Below are 14,709 nucleotides of genomic sequence, written 5' to 3'. Positions count from 1 at the left end.
TCAATAATTTTTCAAGCAAAGCGGATGATTAACAAGCTATCCATTACCAGTGGGTTTAAACAGGGAAGGTCTTATTTGAAAGATACTTTCTTTACCCGTCCGTTCCGGGTGGCTAATGTGGGAGAGCATAAAAGTGATCCTGCTTTATACCTCATGGTGATGAGTTCTTCACCAGGTATACTGGATGGGGATCATTATGAAATAACACTGACGGCAGAACCGTATAGCCGCTTCCAGTTACAGTCGCAATCGTATCAGCGTCTGTTTAATATGCGTAAAGGCGCACAGCAGGAGCAGTATATTCAGCTGCAGGAACACAGTACGTTCAGTTATGTACAGCATCCTGTGGTGCCGCATGAAAATGCCATTTTCAAAGGACGTAATATCATCCGGATGGCAGATGATTGCCGGCTGACGTTAGGCGAAATCATTACCTGCGGCCGCAAACATTCCGGTGAGGTATTCCGCTTTCAGCATTTTCAGAATGTAACGATGATCTATCATCACGAACAACTGTTGTTGAAAGACAATGTGCTGCTGCAGCCACAACTATTATCTATGGCGGCTGTCGGGCAAATGGAAGGCTATACGCACCAGGGTACTTTGTTTTATGTGGATACGGGTATGACCAATCTGGAAGCGTTACCGGACGACATACACGCGCTGCTGGAAGAAGAAAAAGACATCGCTGTGGGTGTATCTGCTGCCGGCCAGCGGGCTGTAGTAGTACGATTGCTGGGAAATGGCGGAGAACAGTTGTTCAACTGTTTGCGTAAAGTGCAACAATATTTATGGAAATTATAATTAGCGGAATATGGATATCGGATTAACCACCTTGTTATTGTCGGCCGTAACGATCAGTTGTTTGCATACGGCAACAGGGCCGGATCATTACCTGCCGTTTATTGTATTGTCCCGCTCCAAAAAATGGCGGTTGTCCAAAACTATTTTGTGGACCATCCTTTGTGGCTTCGGACATATTTTCAGCTCCGTGGTAATTGGCCTGATAGGCGTGTTGCTGGGATGGCAGCTGTCTAAATTAACCTGGTTCCAGGATGTGAGAGGCAATCTTTCCGGCTGGTGTCTGCTGGCATTCGGATTGATTTACCTGTTGTGGGGATTGCGCCAGGCCTGGCTGAACAAAGCACACAAACATTTTGATGTATATGAAGGTGGAGATATTTATGTGTATGAACATAAACACGGAGAAGTAGTGTATCCGCAACAACGGGTGAAAGTAACGCCGTGGATCCTGTTTGCCATTTTTGTGATGGGGCCCAGTGAACCATTGGTACCACTGCTGTTTTATTCCGGGGCGCATCGCTCCGTACTGGAAGTAGTGCTGCTGATCAGTGTCTTTGCCGTATTTACAACGCTGACGATGTTGGTGATGGTGCTGATAGGATGTTATGGTTATTCAATTATTAAAACAGATAAACTGGAACGCTATGTACATGCCATTGGTGGCGCAGTAGTTACGCTGTGCGGCATCGGTATGGTATTCCTGGGATGGTAATCAGCCATCTTCCTGCACTGGTTTAAAATATTTACAGATGAATGAACGGACTTTATTTCCCGGCGCCTCTTTTCTGAGAGGGGTAGGGCAGATCATGCTGCAAAGCAACGCCTGGACTGGCCTGCTTTTCCTGGTGGGGATCTTTTACGACTCCACCATTATGGGACTGGGGGCCTTGCTGGCTGTGGTAACCGGCACACTTACGGCAAAGCTGCTGCGTTATGATCCGGAAGCAATCAATGCCGGCTTATACGGATTCAGCGCTACCCTGGTAGGCGTAGCACTTACCTTTTATTTTCAGCCGGTAGCAGTTATCTGGGTAGCTATTGTTGTGGGGGCTATACTGGCCACGGTATTACAGCATCGCCTCATTACCTGGAACATACCTGGGTTTACGTTCCCTTTCATTGTCGTAACCTGGATCTGCTTATACCTGTTTCATCATGTATGGGTGGTGAAAGACTCCGCAGATATTGTGGCCAGCCTGCCGGTGAATGACGATTTTACCTTATCTACCCATGGTTTCGGAGAAGTGATTTTTCAGGGAAGCGTGCTGGCCGGCCTGATATTTTTCATCGCCGTATTTATCAATGCCCCTGTGGCAGCCTTGTATGGCGTAGTGGGATCTATTCTGGGAGCCTTTATCTCCCTGCAGTTTGCAGAACCTGTGCCGGATATCCACATGGGATTGTTCAGCTTTAATGCCGTGTTGTGTGCCATCGCTTTCTCCGGCAATAAGCCGCGGGATGGCATTTTTGTGCTGTTGTCGGTCGTGCTTTCAGTGTTGATAGATATACAATTGCTGAAAATGAATTTATCGGTGTTAACCTTTCCGTTTGTAGCCGCATCGTGGATCACGTTGCTGGTGAAACGGCTGTTGCCGGCATCCTGGCTGGTTTAATACAAATTATAAAATAATAGTAGAAGAGATGATGCATAAAAAACTTGCTTTACTGGGAGCCGGATTGGTGGGCTGTTCTGTGGCTTTTGCCCAACAGGCAGCACCACCGGAGGATACCAGTCATACCTGGGTGATGACAACACCCCTGACGCAAATTGTGGTGAATGCGCCGCGTATTGAAAAAGAAATCATGCACGTAGATCTGAAAATGACGCCGGTGAATACGGCGCAGGATCTGTTACGTAAAGTACCAGGATTGTTTATCGCACAACATGCCGGTGGTGGTAAAGCAGAGCAGATATTTCTGCGGGGCTTCGACTGTGACCATGGTACCGATATCAATGTCAGTGCAGACGGCATCCCGGTGAATATTGTATCCCATGCGCATGGGCAGGGATATGCAGATCTCCACTTTCTGATCCCGGAAACCATTGAAGGAATTGATTTCGGGAAAGGCGCTTATTATGCAGACAAAGGAGATCTGAATACCGCTGGTTATGTAAACTTCTCTACGTATAACCATATCAGTAATAATATGGTGAAGCTGGAAGGCGGCGCTTTCAACACCATGCGCGCCGTAGGGATGTTTAACCTGTTGGGTAATGAAGATGCCGGTAAACGAAATGCCTACATCGCTACGGAGTATAATTATACCAATGGCCCGTTTGATGTGCGGCAAAACTTTAACCGGGTAAATGTATTGGCAAAGTACAACCAGTGGCTGAATGAAAAGGATTACATCGGTATACAGTTTTCCACCTTTACTTCCGGCTGGAATGCCTCCGGACAGATTCCGGAGAGAGCCGTGAAAGATGGCATTATCAGTCGCTGGGGATCTATTGATCCTACAGAAGGAGGCAATACCTCCCGTTCCAATGTTGCGCTGACCTATAAGCGCCTGATCAATGAAACGGAAGACTGGCAGAGTTTTTTCTATTACTCCCGTTACAAGTTTAACCTGTATTCCGATTTCACCTTTTTCCTGCATGATCCGGTATATGGTGATGAAATACAGCAAAAAGATGATCGCAGTATTTACGGATTTGATCATACCTATACCAAACGTTTTAACCTGCCGCACAGCAATATTACCTGGCAAAGTGGTGCGGGGATTAGGTTGGATGATATCCACAACCTCGAACTGAATCATGTTTACCAGCGGGATTCCCTCTTGAACCGGGAGGCTTACGGTACGGCTATGGAAACTAACCTGCAGGCCTACACAGGAATAGAATGGCGGAAAGGCAAATGGATGATTAACCCGGCTGTACGGATCGATCATTTCATCTTTAATTACCACGATAAGCTGCAATCCATTCCTGCCGGACAGGATCAGGAGGGCACCCGGGTAAGTCCCAAGCTGAACTTTGTGTATACTGCCAGCGCGGTGGCGCAGTGGTATCTGAAAACCGGGATGGGTTTCCATTCCAATGATGTGCGGGTAGTGATGCAGCAGCAGGGGAAAGATATCCTGCCTTATTCGGTAGGCGGCGACCTGGGTGTTATCCTGAAACCGGCGAAGAATCTGATCATCCAGCCCGCGTTGTGGTACCTGTATCTGCAACAGGAATTTGTGTATGTAGGCGATGAAGCCGTGGTAGAACCTTCCGGCAAAACCAAAAGAATGGGTGCAGACCTGAGCATCCGTTATCAGCCGCTGTCCTGGCTGTATGTAGATGCTGACATTAACTATGCACATGGCCGGTTTGTGGATGAGCCGAAAGCTACTGCCTATATTCCGCTGGCGCCAGTACTCACCAGTACCGGCGGTATCGCGGTAAAGCTGCCCATAGGGTTTTCTGCCAACCTGCGTTATCGCTACATGAAAGAAAGACCTGCCATTGAAGACAACAGTGTCACTGCCAAAGGTTACTTTGTGAATGACCTGGCTTTGGCCTACACACAAAAACGCTGGGAGTTTACGGTGCAGGCGCAGAACCTGTTTAATGTGAACTGGAACGAAGCGCAGTTTGAAACAACCACCCGTTTGCGCAATGAGCAGGCGCCTGTTTCAGAGCTTTGTTTTACACCGGGCATGCCTTTCTACCTGAAAGCCGGCGTAGCGGTTAAGTTTTGAGCTAATCATGTCCCGCAAGCCGGAATACTGCTTGCGGGACGTGTGTTTTCCGGCATAATCATCTCCCCGGTACCTACAAAAAAATTGGTCATGTAACGAAAATGTAGTTCCTTCATGTTAATATGACGCAAACAAATCAAAAAGCTTTTCATGAATACCAAAATCCTTCCCTGGCAGTAGATCTGGTGGTATTTGGCTATCATGATAATACGCTCTCGGTATTGCTGCTGAACCGGAAGGAAGAACCGTTTAAGGATTGCTGGACCCTCCCGGGTGGTTTCCTCCAGATGGACGAAACCTTTCTGGATACCTGTTCCCGCATCCTGCGTACCAAACTGGGTATGGATGGGGTTTTCGTGGAGCAGCTCTATTCTTTTGATGCACTGAACCGCGATCCCCGGGGCAGGGTAATTGCAGTGGGATACTATGCGTTGATTAATCCGGCTAAATTTCAGGTGGTAGCCGGGAGTATGGCCAATGATGTAAAATGGTTTAATGTACGCAAGCTGCCGGCTATGGGATTTGACCACAAATCCATTTTTCAGCTGGCCCTGCAGCGGCTGCAGTCAAAGATCCAGTACGATCCGGTGGGGTTTGAGCTGCTGGATGAGTTGTTTACCATTACGGAACTCCACGAATTATACGAATGTATCCTGCATATCACGATTGACCGGCGTAATTTCCGGCGTAAGATACTGGATGCTGCCTATGTAATTAACACGGGCATGAAAAGAGAAGGGTTGAAGAACCGCCACCCGGAGCTATACCGGTTTAATAAACAATTAAAGAAACATAGCTTTCAGATCAGTATCCCGGCTGAATAAGGCTTTCCCCATATATCCGGTGATGAAATATTTGTAAAAACAGGCATAGCCCGTTTTTCGGGAAGAAGACATGTATTACCTTTATTCCCCGATAGCCTGCAGGTACCCGTATCTGCAGACAGCAAAAGCATACATCGTACGGATCTTACAAACATAGCAACACATGCCATCAACCTACGTTATTGGTGATATACACGGTGCCCTCAAAGCATTGCAACAACTGATCGGAAGAGTAGCGCCTGCAAAAGAAGACCAGCTGATATTTTTAGGGGATTATGTAGATGGCTGGTCAGAATCTGCAGGAGTCATTGCGTACCTGATGGAACTGGCACAGCAGCACCCCTGTATTTTTCTCCGTGGCAACCATGATGCCTGGTGTCAGGCGTGGATGAATGGTGCCAGCCCGGATCCTTCCTGGTTGATACATGGTGGCAAGGCTACTATCGCCAGTTATACCCCTTTATCGGAAGCCGCAAAAAAACAGCACTACGCTTTTTTTTATGATATGCGGAATTACCACATTGATGCGCAAAACAGACTGTTTATACATGCCGGCTTTACTTCCATGCATGGCCCTGCCCATGAGCGTTTTGAAGCAATGACCTATTGGGACCGTACATTATGGGAAATGGCACTGGCCATGGATAAACGTATAGAGCGGGATTCGGCCCTGTATCCCAAAAGATTGCGGCAGTTTGAAGAGATATTTATTGGCCATACGCCGACCCTCAATTATGATGAATACCTGCCTATGAAGGCCTGTAATGTGTATAATGTAGATACCGGAGCTGCCTTTACCGGAAAACTGTCTGCCATGGATATCGCTTCCAAAGAAGTGTGGCAAAGCGATACCGTACAGACATTGTACCCACACGAAAAGGGCAGAAACCAATAAAAATTACACACGCTTCCGGAAGGATGTTTTCCGGCAGCGTGTGTAATGGCTGAAAATGGTTACTGCATCACTTCCGACATACCCTGCATACCTGCCCCCATGTTTTTCCTTTTGAAAAGACTGGCATCCGTTTTACCAAACCGGTAACTGAAGTTGAGCCGGATCATCTGTGGATCCCGCAGCCGGTCAAAGGTTTGTGTAAAATAGGCGCTTTCCGCATATTGTTTGGATCGGCGGCTCCGGAAGATATCATTAAACGATAGCGTCACCGAAGCGGCATTGTCTTTCAGGAAGGTTTTTCTGATGGCGGCATCTACGGCATAAAAGGAAGCGATATAACCCTGAGAGGAGCTTTGGGCCTGCATGAGCGGGGCGCCATTGGGCCCTTTGTTTTCCGTGGCCGGCAGATTGGTTTTCGATTGATACATCGCTGAAAGCTGTAATTCAATACCAGCGGGCAGCCGGAACGTATTGTTTAACTTCCCGAACCAGCTCCACATGGCCGCCTGAGACGCCTGCTGTACATTATCCACATTGATTTGCGAATTATACAGATTGATATTGGAGGTAATACTCCACCATTTTGTGAAAGTATTCATGGTGGTTAGTTCTGCGCCCATCGTATAGCTGGAATTGGCGTTGATATAAGTGTTGATCAGTACTTCCTGTCCGTTCACCGGATTGATTTCTTTGGAAATATAGCCGGTGATCAGGTCGTTGGTATGTTTGTAATAGATGGAACCCAGAAAAGTATGTTTGCCTTGCAGTACTTTCTGATAGGATAATTCAATAGAATTGGTGAACTCCGGTATCAGATTGGGATTTCCTTTGGTGATATTGAGTTTGTCCGTAGAATCCGTAAAGGGCACCAGCTGGAAAAAGGTAGGCCGGTTGATCCGGCGGGTATAGCTTAATTGCAGCTCCTGATCATGTTTGAATTTCTGGCTTAAAAACAAAGAAGGAAACAGACTGATAGGATAGTTGTTTTTAAAATGTTCGCCGGTGTTCAGCAGATCGCCGCGGTATCGGGAGCTTTCGGCCCGCAGGCCTGCTTTATAGCCGAAATTACCGATGGTTTGTGAGAGGCTGGCATAAGCTGCATATACTTCATCCGTATTTTTATAGTTACTGGAGGCGCCGGGTATCCGTACATATTGCTGCGTAGAGGCGTCATAGTTATACGTATTGAAATCACTCCTGGTGTTACGTATAGCAGCCCGTAACCCTGTTTCCAGTTTCATCTTATTGGTAAAAGGCCGGATGTAGTCTGCCTGAATGGTGGTAAAACGGATATTGTTTTCACCCAGCATCTGTTGCAGCGCGGTATGAGGCGGCGTGTTATCCTTGTTGAAATAATAGGTTGTGTAATCGGAGTGGGTGGTGCCGGTACCATCAAAGTAGTTGAAGTCTGTTGTCAGTTCTTCTCCTTCTCTTGGAAACAGGTGTTTCATGCCAAGCACTACACCATTGGCATTGAAACCCATATCACCGATAAAATTGCGTTGACTGCTGCTGTTGCGGATGCCCTGTTTGTACAGGGTATCTGTATTGATATCAATGGTTTCTTCGGGCCGTACTTTGCCATGTACCTTCACGCCGGAAAGAGAGAGGGTGGTGCGGTTGGTAATAAAATAATCCACGCCCAGTTTGCCAAATAAAAAGCCGGCGTTATTCCGGTTGTTGTTGGATTGAAAGATGTTGGTCACAGGATTATCGGCGAAATTATTGCGTTCCGTAGTGCCGGTAGTGCGACTTTTTATCTGATTCCCCATCACGGAGGCCGCAATATTTATTTTACCCTGGCGGAGGTTAAAATCGCCGCCACCATTCAGCGCGCCGCGTTTATCCACACCTGCACGTACATTGCCATTATAGCCGGTTTTACGGTTCTTTTTCAATATGATGTTCAGGATGCCCGCATTACCACCCGATGCGTCGTATCTGGCAGAGGGGTTGGTAATTACTTCCACGCTTTCAATGGCATCTGCAGGAATCTGGTCGAGGGTCAGCGTGGTTGGACGTCCGTCTATGTACAATTGTGGCGTGCTGTTGCGCAGACTCACATTACCGTCAATGTCTACGTTAACAGAAGGAACGTTTTTCATGACATCTACGGCGGTACCGCCTGCACTGACGAGGTTCTTTTCCACATTGAATACCTTTTTGTCTATATCCAGCTGTAGAGCGGGCTTGGTAGCGGTTACCGTTACACCTTTCAGTTGGGTACTGGCGGCAGTCAGTTTAATTTTTCCAAGATCTTTGTCAAAAGGAGGGAAGGTTATCTGTTGATCGTAGGTATTGAATCCGGTGGCGCTGATCCTTAACCGGAGTGGTCCGCCGCCGGGAAGTTCATCGATGCTGAATTCACCATTGCCGGCAGTGAGTACACCTTTAAGCAGTATTTCCTTGTTTTTTTTAGTGAGGGTGTCCAGGCGGTTTTGCAGGACAATAACGGAAGCATTGCTAACTGATTTGCCGTCGGGGTCAACGACTTTTCCGTATATGTGTCCGTTATTGCCAGGCGGCATGCCCATCATGACCGGAGGTTGTGCTTGTATATGCCACGATAACAGAAATAAGGTAATTGTTAAGCAGATCTTTTGCATGTTGTGTTTATTCTGGAAACACAAAAATAGGAGGCCGGCGTTTCAGGTAATAAGCAAATGAGATGAGTCGCTCAATTATAACTACGAAAAGCCGTTTATAAAAGATTAGTTTTTCCGGCGAGCATATAAAGTATATCCCGATAGGTATCTCCTATTGGTAATTCCTGTTCTGCAACAAAGACGCAGTTCCTGCGGATAGCGGTAATAGCGGCGATAGCCACCATGTAGGATTTATGAATACGTATAAATCCGGCTGTGGGCAACTGGGCTTCCAGACTTTTAATACTCATCCGGGTAATCAATGGTTGCTGGTCACTGAACAAATGTATTTTAACATAATCTTTGAGTCCTTCAATCCAGCATATATCACTGAAAATAATTTTTACCAGGCTATATTCTACATTAACAAAAAAGAAGTCGGGTTGTTCTCTGATGGGTTTATTGCCTGTCTTAACCTGATGGCGTTGGAGGGCTTTATGGCAGGCTTTTGCGAAACGTTCTTCTGCCACGGGTTTGACGAGATAGTCGGTTACATCCAGGTTGTAGCCATCCAGTGCATATTTTTCATAGGCAGTAATCAGGATGACCAACGGTTTGTTAGGCACACATTGCAGCAATTGTAAACCGGTTAATCCGGGCATCTGAATGTCGAGAAAAATAAGATCAATGGATTGTTGCTGGATGGTTTCCAATGCATCAAAAGCATTGTGGCAACGGGCTGCCAGTTGCAGATAGGGTATTCTGCTGATATTGTCTTCCAGCAGATCCAATGCTAAGGGTTCGTCATCAATGGCTATACATTTCATGATCAATGTAGGTTAAGTGTGAGGGACACTGCAAACCAGGGGGCTTTCCGGTTAATCTGTAAAACATGGTCATCTCCATATAACAGGTTTAAACGCCTTTTGACGTTTGTAAGGCCGATGCCACTGGTTTTATCTTTTATTTCACCGTTATTGTTGAATTTATTGCGTACAGAAAAGAATAATTGATTTTTTGTTGTATACAGATGGATCGTAATTTGCGCGTCTGTAATAAGGCCGGTACCATGTTTGAATGCATTTTCCACAAAAGGGATCAGTAGCATGGGTTCAATTTCATAATACTGTTCCGGTAGTAACATAGAGACTTGTATCGCCACATTTTTTCCAAAGCGTTGCTGTTGCAAATCTATGTAGCTCTGCAGATATTCCGTCTCTTTTTCGAGCGGTACTTTATCCCCATCTGTTTCGTACAACATGTAACGCATCAGCGATGACAGCTTTATCAGCGAAGGTTCCAGCAGGTCTGATTTTTTACGGGCAAGCGATACCATATTGTTCAGCACATTAAACATAAAGTGCGGACTTACCTGTGAGCGGAGAAGTGATAATTCTGTTTTCAGGTTTTCATTTTCCCGGACGTTGCTGTTTCTTTCGGCGCTGATTTTGTCCCGGATCATCTGATAGGCCGTACTGCTGGAAACATTGAAGAGCGTTGTCAGAAAAGTATATAGGATGGCGGGTTTGATGTCTATCCGGCGATGAGGTAAGAAGATTTTTTCATATCCGTAACGCAGGCAACAGAAGGTGGTAAAAATCACTAAGAGCGATATGAAATAGGTAGTATACTTTTTTTTATTGATCAGTTGCGGAATGAGGTAACCGGCGTTCAGGTAAAACAGTCCTATCAGTATACAATAATGCAGGCTGAAATAAAAGTTCCAGATTTGTTTTTCGCCGGGATCCCTTGCGGCCTGCTTACCATAGGCAGGACTTAAAAGTAAAGGCAGTACATAAAGCAATACCCATACAAACAAATGGGCAAAGATGATAAATGCTTTATGACGATACCATTCCTGTTTCATGTCGGGAAATTAGGCAGAAATATCTTGTCCCGTCCGGACATTGCGACCAACGGGCATAATTATCCGACGAAAAGGACAGGAGAAAAATAAGGGACGGATAATAAGCAAACTGCCTGCAATGATGCTGTCAGCATAACATTACAGGCAGTTTTACAGCAGTAAAGCCATTAAAATTTTGTTACAATATTTGCTTTCAGGTCACTAAGTATTGAATATAATCCGAAATAGGTGCGGTTTACGTATAGACTATGCCGTGAGCCCCGGGCTACTTTGGATTCGCGTATTTCTTTCATATTGTACAACTCATCCATGTAAGCATAGATTTCATTGAAATAGGTATCGTTGCCAAAGTCGAAAGTAGGTACGGTAAAAGGAAGGGTGAGGAGGTCTATCATATGTTGAAAGAGACCAGAGAAAAAGGCTACTTCCTGGGGCGAATCCGTAGGATGGATCATTTCCAGGTTGGTGTAGATTTCATGCCGGCGTTGCGCGTCTTTCAATACTTCCTTGTCAATCAGCAGGAAATAGTTGGTATAAAAATCTTCCGGAATCTCTTTTACGCAGCCGAAGTCGAAGATGCCCACTGTGCCATCTGGCCGCATCAGGAAATTCCCGGGGTGCGGATCAGCATGTACCTGTTTGAGGCTATGCATCTGGAACTGGTAAAAATCCCACAGGGCCTGGCCGATTTTATTCCGGGCTTCCTGCGAAGGATTGGTCAGCAGGAATTCCTTTAAATGGAGGCCATCCAGCCAGTCCATGGTAATAATGCGGTCTGACGACAGTTCCGGATAATATCCCGGAAAGTGCAGGTTGGGAATATGGCTACAGGCGTTGGAGAGGGCGATAGAACGCTCCAGTTCCAGCTTGTAGTCGGTTTCTTCCAGCAGTTTGGAGGCTATTTCCTCAAAGTATTTATCCATATCTACCTCATTCATCCCTACAATACGCATGGCGAATGGCTTAACGATACGGAGGTCGGATTTAACGCTGTTGGCTACACCGGGATACTGGATCTTGACTGCCAGCTTTTTGCCGTCTTTAAAGGCTTTGTGTACCTGACCGATGGAGGCGGCGTTGCTGGCCTGCAGCTCAAACTGGTCATATAGCTGTGACGGGGATTTGCCTAAAGTTTTCATGAACGTATTCACGACCAGCGGGCCGGAAAGCGGAGGCGCGCTGTACTGCGACATAGCAAATTTCTCAGTATATGCCTTGGGCAGCATGCCTTTGTCCATGCTCAGCATCTGGGCTACTTTCAGGGCGCTGCCTTTCAGGTTGCTGAGGGTATCGTAGATATCGGCCGCATTATCCTGGTGAAGCGCCTCTTTGGTAATCGACGGATCTATCAGTTTGCGGGTGTAGTGTTTGATATAGTTGGTACCTACTTTTAGTCCGGTTGTCACAAACTTCCCTGCTCTTTCCACCTTGGTGGTGGGTATGTTGGATTGTTCTTTCATGATGCCTGGTTCCGCGTAAAGATGAATTTTCCAAAGTCCAGCAGACTGTCCAGCGTATTGGATCTGATCAGCTGGAAGCTGAGATTGACCGCTTTTTCGATCGCTGCGTCTGTCATTTCAAAGTTGGCGCTGTTGTCGTCCAGCCAGTATTTCAATACAAATAATGCCTGTATCCAGAACCCGTGAATATATTGATCGGAGATGTATTTTCTTTCTTTGATTTCGTTGGATTGATACCCTTCTTTTACCAGTTCGCCGACATATTTGTTAAAGGCCAGGCGGAAGGTTTCCAGCTTGCGGTGATGTAATTCCGGAAAACGGAAGCTGGCTTTTTGCAGGAGCAGGTAGCTACGGTCTTCCTTGAGTTTTTGCACCCACAGAAAATAGAAGGCCAGGAGCTTTTCCTGGGCGTTGTATTGCTGATAGATTTCATCTGCATGCAGCTGCTCCAACGTGTCTTGGAAGATCGCTAACCAGATGTCTTTTTCGATGGCTTCCGGGGAACTGTATACGGCATAAAAATCAGCCTCGGAAATGTCGAGGGTTTTGCAAAGTGCATATACGGATACGGGGGCCTTGCCGTTTTCCAGCCAATACACTTTATACGCATTACGGATAAGCTGTTTGTCCATGTGTGAAAGCATTTACTGTGTTGTGAAATACACTTCCGGAATGGTTGCCGGGGGTGTTATCTGCGGTGTCTACAAATTTACGTCACCCGGGGTTATAAACAGCAAATTTATCGCTGCGTAAAATGTTAAAAACACATGAGAAGAAATTTATTTGTGAAAGAATTTAACAAAATAAAAAAATAACTATACCTTTGCATCCGAATTCCTTATTCTTCACTTTTAAAACGACAAGGAATCATGACAGAACGTACTTACATATCGACCCTTTCGCTCCTTGCCTAACCAGCAAACACAGTGATTTTTTTCCTTTTTTTATTAATCGGATTCGTATAGGCTTTGATGTTATCAATGCCCGCTTCACCCTGTTTGCATATAAGGCTTATCCGCAGCTGCCCCACAGCCGCCAGGAGAGGGTATGTTCTTTACGTAAGGACCCGATCCCGCACTTTCTCTTTTATTATCAATCATTGATAGCACGATCCGTATAGATCTGTGCCGGTATGCCGCATGCCCGGGAGCATCGTGTCATACCAGTTTATATACCTTTTATGGGCCATTTAAGAACAAAAGAATTAAGTAAAATAGGCTACACCAATGACAGGACCAGAAGCCTGGTGGTAAATATCATGGCCAAACATTTTAAACACCATGATAAAGCCGACATCATTACCTTATTAACTAACATTAAAACAAATCCTGCAGCCTATGCCGACGATGCGGTTGTAGGACCTATCGCTGCCACTTTTATGGAGGCGCCGGTAGAATGTAATTTTCAGTCGTATGCGCTGCTGGAATCAACCGGACAACTGAAAGTATACGGCGCAAAAGAAATAGAACGTACCGCCCGGCAGCAGATGGAAATGGCCATGTCGCTGCCGGTAACACTGCAGGGCGCCCTGATGCCGGACGCACATACCGGTTATGGATTACCCATTGGTGGTGTATTGGCCACTGATAATGCCATCATACCCTATGCGGTAGGTGTGGACATTGGCTGCCGCATGGCGCTGACCATCATCGACGAAGGAGCCAGCTTTCTGAAACGTTATGCCTATCAGATAAAAGTAGCGTTAAAAGAATATACGCACTTCGGCATGGAAGGCGGACTTCCCTTTGAACAGGAACATGCCGTATTGGATGATGCCTTGTTTGATGCCATCCCCCTGTTGAAAAAGTGGCAGGGGAAAGCGGCGCGGCAACTGGGTTCTTCCGGCAGCGGCAACCACTTTGTGGAATTTGGCCTCATCACGCTGGAGCCAGACAATGCCTTGCAACTGCCGGCCAAAGAATACCTGGCTTTGTTGTCGCATTCCGGCAGCCGCGGACTGGGCGCCAATATCGCGCAGCACTATACCGGCATCGCTATGGATACCTGTAAACTGCCTCGCTCTGTACAGCAGCTGGCCTGGCTGGACCTCAACACGGAAGCCGGACAGGAATACTGGCTGTCTATGCACCTGGCGGGCGACTATGCGAAGGCATGTCATGACCGTATTCATGCCAACCTGTTGAAAGCATTGGGCTTGCAGGGACTGGCGACTGTGGAAAATCACCACAACTTTGCCTGGGAAGATCAGCTGGCCGATGGCCGCAAAGCGATCATCCACCGCAAAGGCGCTACACCGGCGCATGCGGGTGAGATGGGAATTATCCCCGGTAGCATGACAACGGCGGCTTACCTGGTAATGGGCAAGGGCATAGGCCAGGCGTTGTATTCTGCTTCCCATGGTGCGGGCAGAGCGATGAGCCGGAAGCGCGCCAAAGAAAGCATGACAGTGTCTCACTTGAAGAAGATGCTGGCTGCAGCGGATGTGACGCTTATAGGCGGCAGTGTGGAAGAAAATCCATTGGCCTATAAGGACATTGAAAAAGTAATGCCTGCACAGCAGGAACTGGTAGCTATCCAGGGGCGGTTTATGCCTTCAATAGTAAGAATGAACAAAGACTAATTT

At 46.6% G+C, this 14,709-nt stretch carries 12 protein-coding genes; 7 read left to right on the top strand and 5 right to left on the bottom strand.

What is annotated here, in order from left to right:
* Window positions 1–24 precede the first annotated feature (24 nt).
* The 6 genes from OL444_RS27710 to OL444_RS27685 all read left to right on the top strand — a co-directional run bounded on the left by OL444_RS27710 (window position 25) and on the right by OL444_RS27685 (window position 6,213).
* Window positions 25–804, top strand: a complete 780-nt coding sequence (locus OL444_RS27710) for an urease accessory protein UreD (protein WP_264727974.1) — start codon at window positions 25–27, stop codon at window positions 802–804.
* Between the two features lie 10 nt (window positions 805–814).
* Window positions 815–1,516, top strand: a complete 702-nt coding sequence (locus OL444_RS27705; RefSeq protein WP_264727977.1) for a hypothetical protein — start codon at window positions 815–817, stop codon at window positions 1,514–1,516.
* Window positions 1,517–1,553: 37 nt separating this feature from the next.
* A complete protein-coding gene (locus tag OL444_RS27700; protein WP_264727979.1) occupies window positions 1,554–2,417 on the top strand; it encodes an urea transporter in 864 nt (287 codons plus the stop codon).
* 28 nt (window positions 2,418–2,445) lie between these two features.
* Window positions 2,446–4,494 carry a TonB-dependent receptor gene (locus OL444_RS27695; RefSeq protein WP_264727981.1) on the top strand — a complete coding sequence of 683 codons (2,049 nt, stop codon included), beginning with the start codon at window positions 2,446–2,448 and terminating at the stop codon, window positions 4,492–4,494.
* 122 nt (window positions 4,495–4,616) lie between these two features.
* Complete coding sequence (locus OL444_RS27690) at window positions 4,617–5,318, top strand: NUDIX hydrolase (RefSeq protein WP_264727983.1); 702 nt, start codon at window positions 4,617–4,619, stop codon at window positions 5,316–5,318.
* Window positions 5,319–5,481: 163 nt separating this feature from the next.
* On the top strand, window positions 5,482–6,213 hold the full coding sequence (locus OL444_RS27685) for a metallophosphoesterase family protein (protein ID WP_264727985.1): 732 nt from the start codon (window positions 5,482–5,484) through the stop codon (window positions 6,211–6,213).
* Window positions 6,214–6,272: 59 nt separating this feature from the next.
* Here the strand turns inward: OL444_RS27685 and OL444_RS27680 are convergent, their stop codons facing one another.
* From OL444_RS27680 to OL444_RS27660, 5 genes are all read right to left on the bottom strand, one after another.
* Entirely contained in the window at window positions 6,273–8,819 is a 2,547-nt protein-coding gene (locus tag OL444_RS27680) for an outer membrane beta-barrel protein (RefSeq protein ID WP_264727988.1), read from the bottom strand.
* Window positions 8,820–8,914: 95 nt separating this feature from the next.
* Window positions 8,915–9,625 carry a LytR/AlgR family response regulator transcription factor gene (locus OL444_RS27675; protein WP_264727990.1) on the bottom strand — a complete coding sequence of 237 codons (711 nt, stop codon included), beginning with the start codon at window positions 9,623–9,625 and terminating at the stop codon, window positions 8,915–8,917.
* Between the two features lie 2 nt (window positions 9,626–9,627).
* The gene (locus OL444_RS27670; RefSeq protein ID WP_264727992.1) at window positions 9,628–10,665 is read right to left on the bottom strand and encodes a sensor histidine kinase; all 1,038 of its coding nucleotides are present in this window, start codon (window positions 10,663–10,665) and stop codon (window positions 9,628–9,630) included.
* Window positions 10,666–10,832: 167 nt separating this feature from the next.
* Entirely contained in the window at window positions 10,833–12,125 is a 1,293-nt protein-coding gene (locus tag OL444_RS27665) for an ABC1 kinase family protein (RefSeq protein ID WP_264727994.1), read from the bottom strand.
* A complete protein-coding gene (locus OL444_RS27660) occupies window positions 12,122–12,757 on the bottom strand; it encodes a TetR/AcrR family transcriptional regulator (protein WP_264727995.1) in 636 nt (211 codons plus the stop codon). The genes OL444_RS27665 and OL444_RS27660 overlap by 4 nt, the downstream gene beginning before the upstream one ends.
* Window positions 12,758–13,305: 548 nt before the next feature.
* Between OL444_RS27660 and OL444_RS27655 the strand changes: the two genes are divergently transcribed.
* Window positions 13,306–14,706 (top strand): RtcB family protein, encoded by a 1,401-nt coding sequence (locus OL444_RS27655; RefSeq protein WP_264727997.1) that lies wholly within the window; start codon window positions 13,306–13,308, stop codon window positions 14,704–14,706.
* Window positions 14,707–14,709 lie beyond the last annotated feature (3 nt).

Source organism: Chitinophaga nivalis (genome assembly GCF_025989125.1).
GTDB classification, from domain to species: Bacteria; Bacteroidota; Bacteroidia; order Chitinophagales; family Chitinophagaceae; genus Chitinophaga; species Chitinophaga nivalis.
Note: the sequence above shows the minus strand (reverse complement) of the source record. Positions and strands in the feature narration are given on the sequence as shown.

What these genes read in the sequence shown, in the direction of transcription:
- OL444_RS27710 (WP_264727974.1), top strand. Translation starts at nt 25, where the DNA reads ATGATTAACAAGCTATCCATTACCAGTGGGTTTAAACAGGGAAGGTCT.
- OL444_RS27705 (WP_264727977.1), top strand. Translation starts at nt 815, where the DNA reads ATGGATATCGGATTAACCACCTTGTTATTGTCGGCCGTAACGATCAGT.
- OL444_RS27700 (WP_264727979.1), top strand. Translation starts at nt 1,554, where the DNA reads ATGAATGAACGGACTTTATTTCCCGGCGCCTCTTTTCTGAGAGGGGTA.
- OL444_RS27695 (WP_264727981.1), top strand. Translation starts at nt 2,446, where the DNA reads ATGATGCATAAAAAACTTGCTTTACTGGGAGCCGGATTGGTGGGCTGT.
- OL444_RS27690 (WP_264727983.1), top strand. Translation starts at nt 4,617, where the DNA reads ATGACGCAAACAAATCAAAAAGCTTTTCATGAATACCAAAATCCTTCC.
- OL444_RS27685 (WP_264727985.1), top strand. Translation starts at nt 5,482, where the DNA reads ATGCCATCAACCTACGTTATTGGTGATATACACGGTGCCCTCAAAGCA.
- OL444_RS27680 (WP_264727988.1), bottom strand. Translation starts at nt 8,819, where the DNA reads ATGCAAAAGATCTGCTTAACAATTACCTTATTTCTGTTATCGTGGCAT.
- OL444_RS27675 (WP_264727990.1), bottom strand. Translation starts at nt 9,625, where the DNA reads ATGAAATGTATAGCCATTGATGACGAACCCTTAGCATTGGATCTGCTG.
- OL444_RS27670 (WP_264727992.1), bottom strand. Translation starts at nt 10,665, where the DNA reads ATGAAACAGGAATGGTATCGTCATAAAGCATTTATCATCTTTGCCCAT.
- OL444_RS27665 (WP_264727994.1), bottom strand. Translation starts at nt 12,125, where the DNA reads ATGAAAGAACAATCCAACATACCCACCACCAAGGTGGAAAGAGCAGGG.
- OL444_RS27660 (WP_264727995.1), bottom strand. Translation starts at nt 12,757, where the DNA reads ATGGACAAACAGCTTATCCGTAATGCGTATAAAGTGTATTGGCTGGAA.
- OL444_RS27655 (WP_264727997.1), top strand. Translation starts at nt 13,306, where the DNA reads ATGGGCCATTTAAGAACAAAAGAATTAAGTAAAATAGGCTACACCAAT.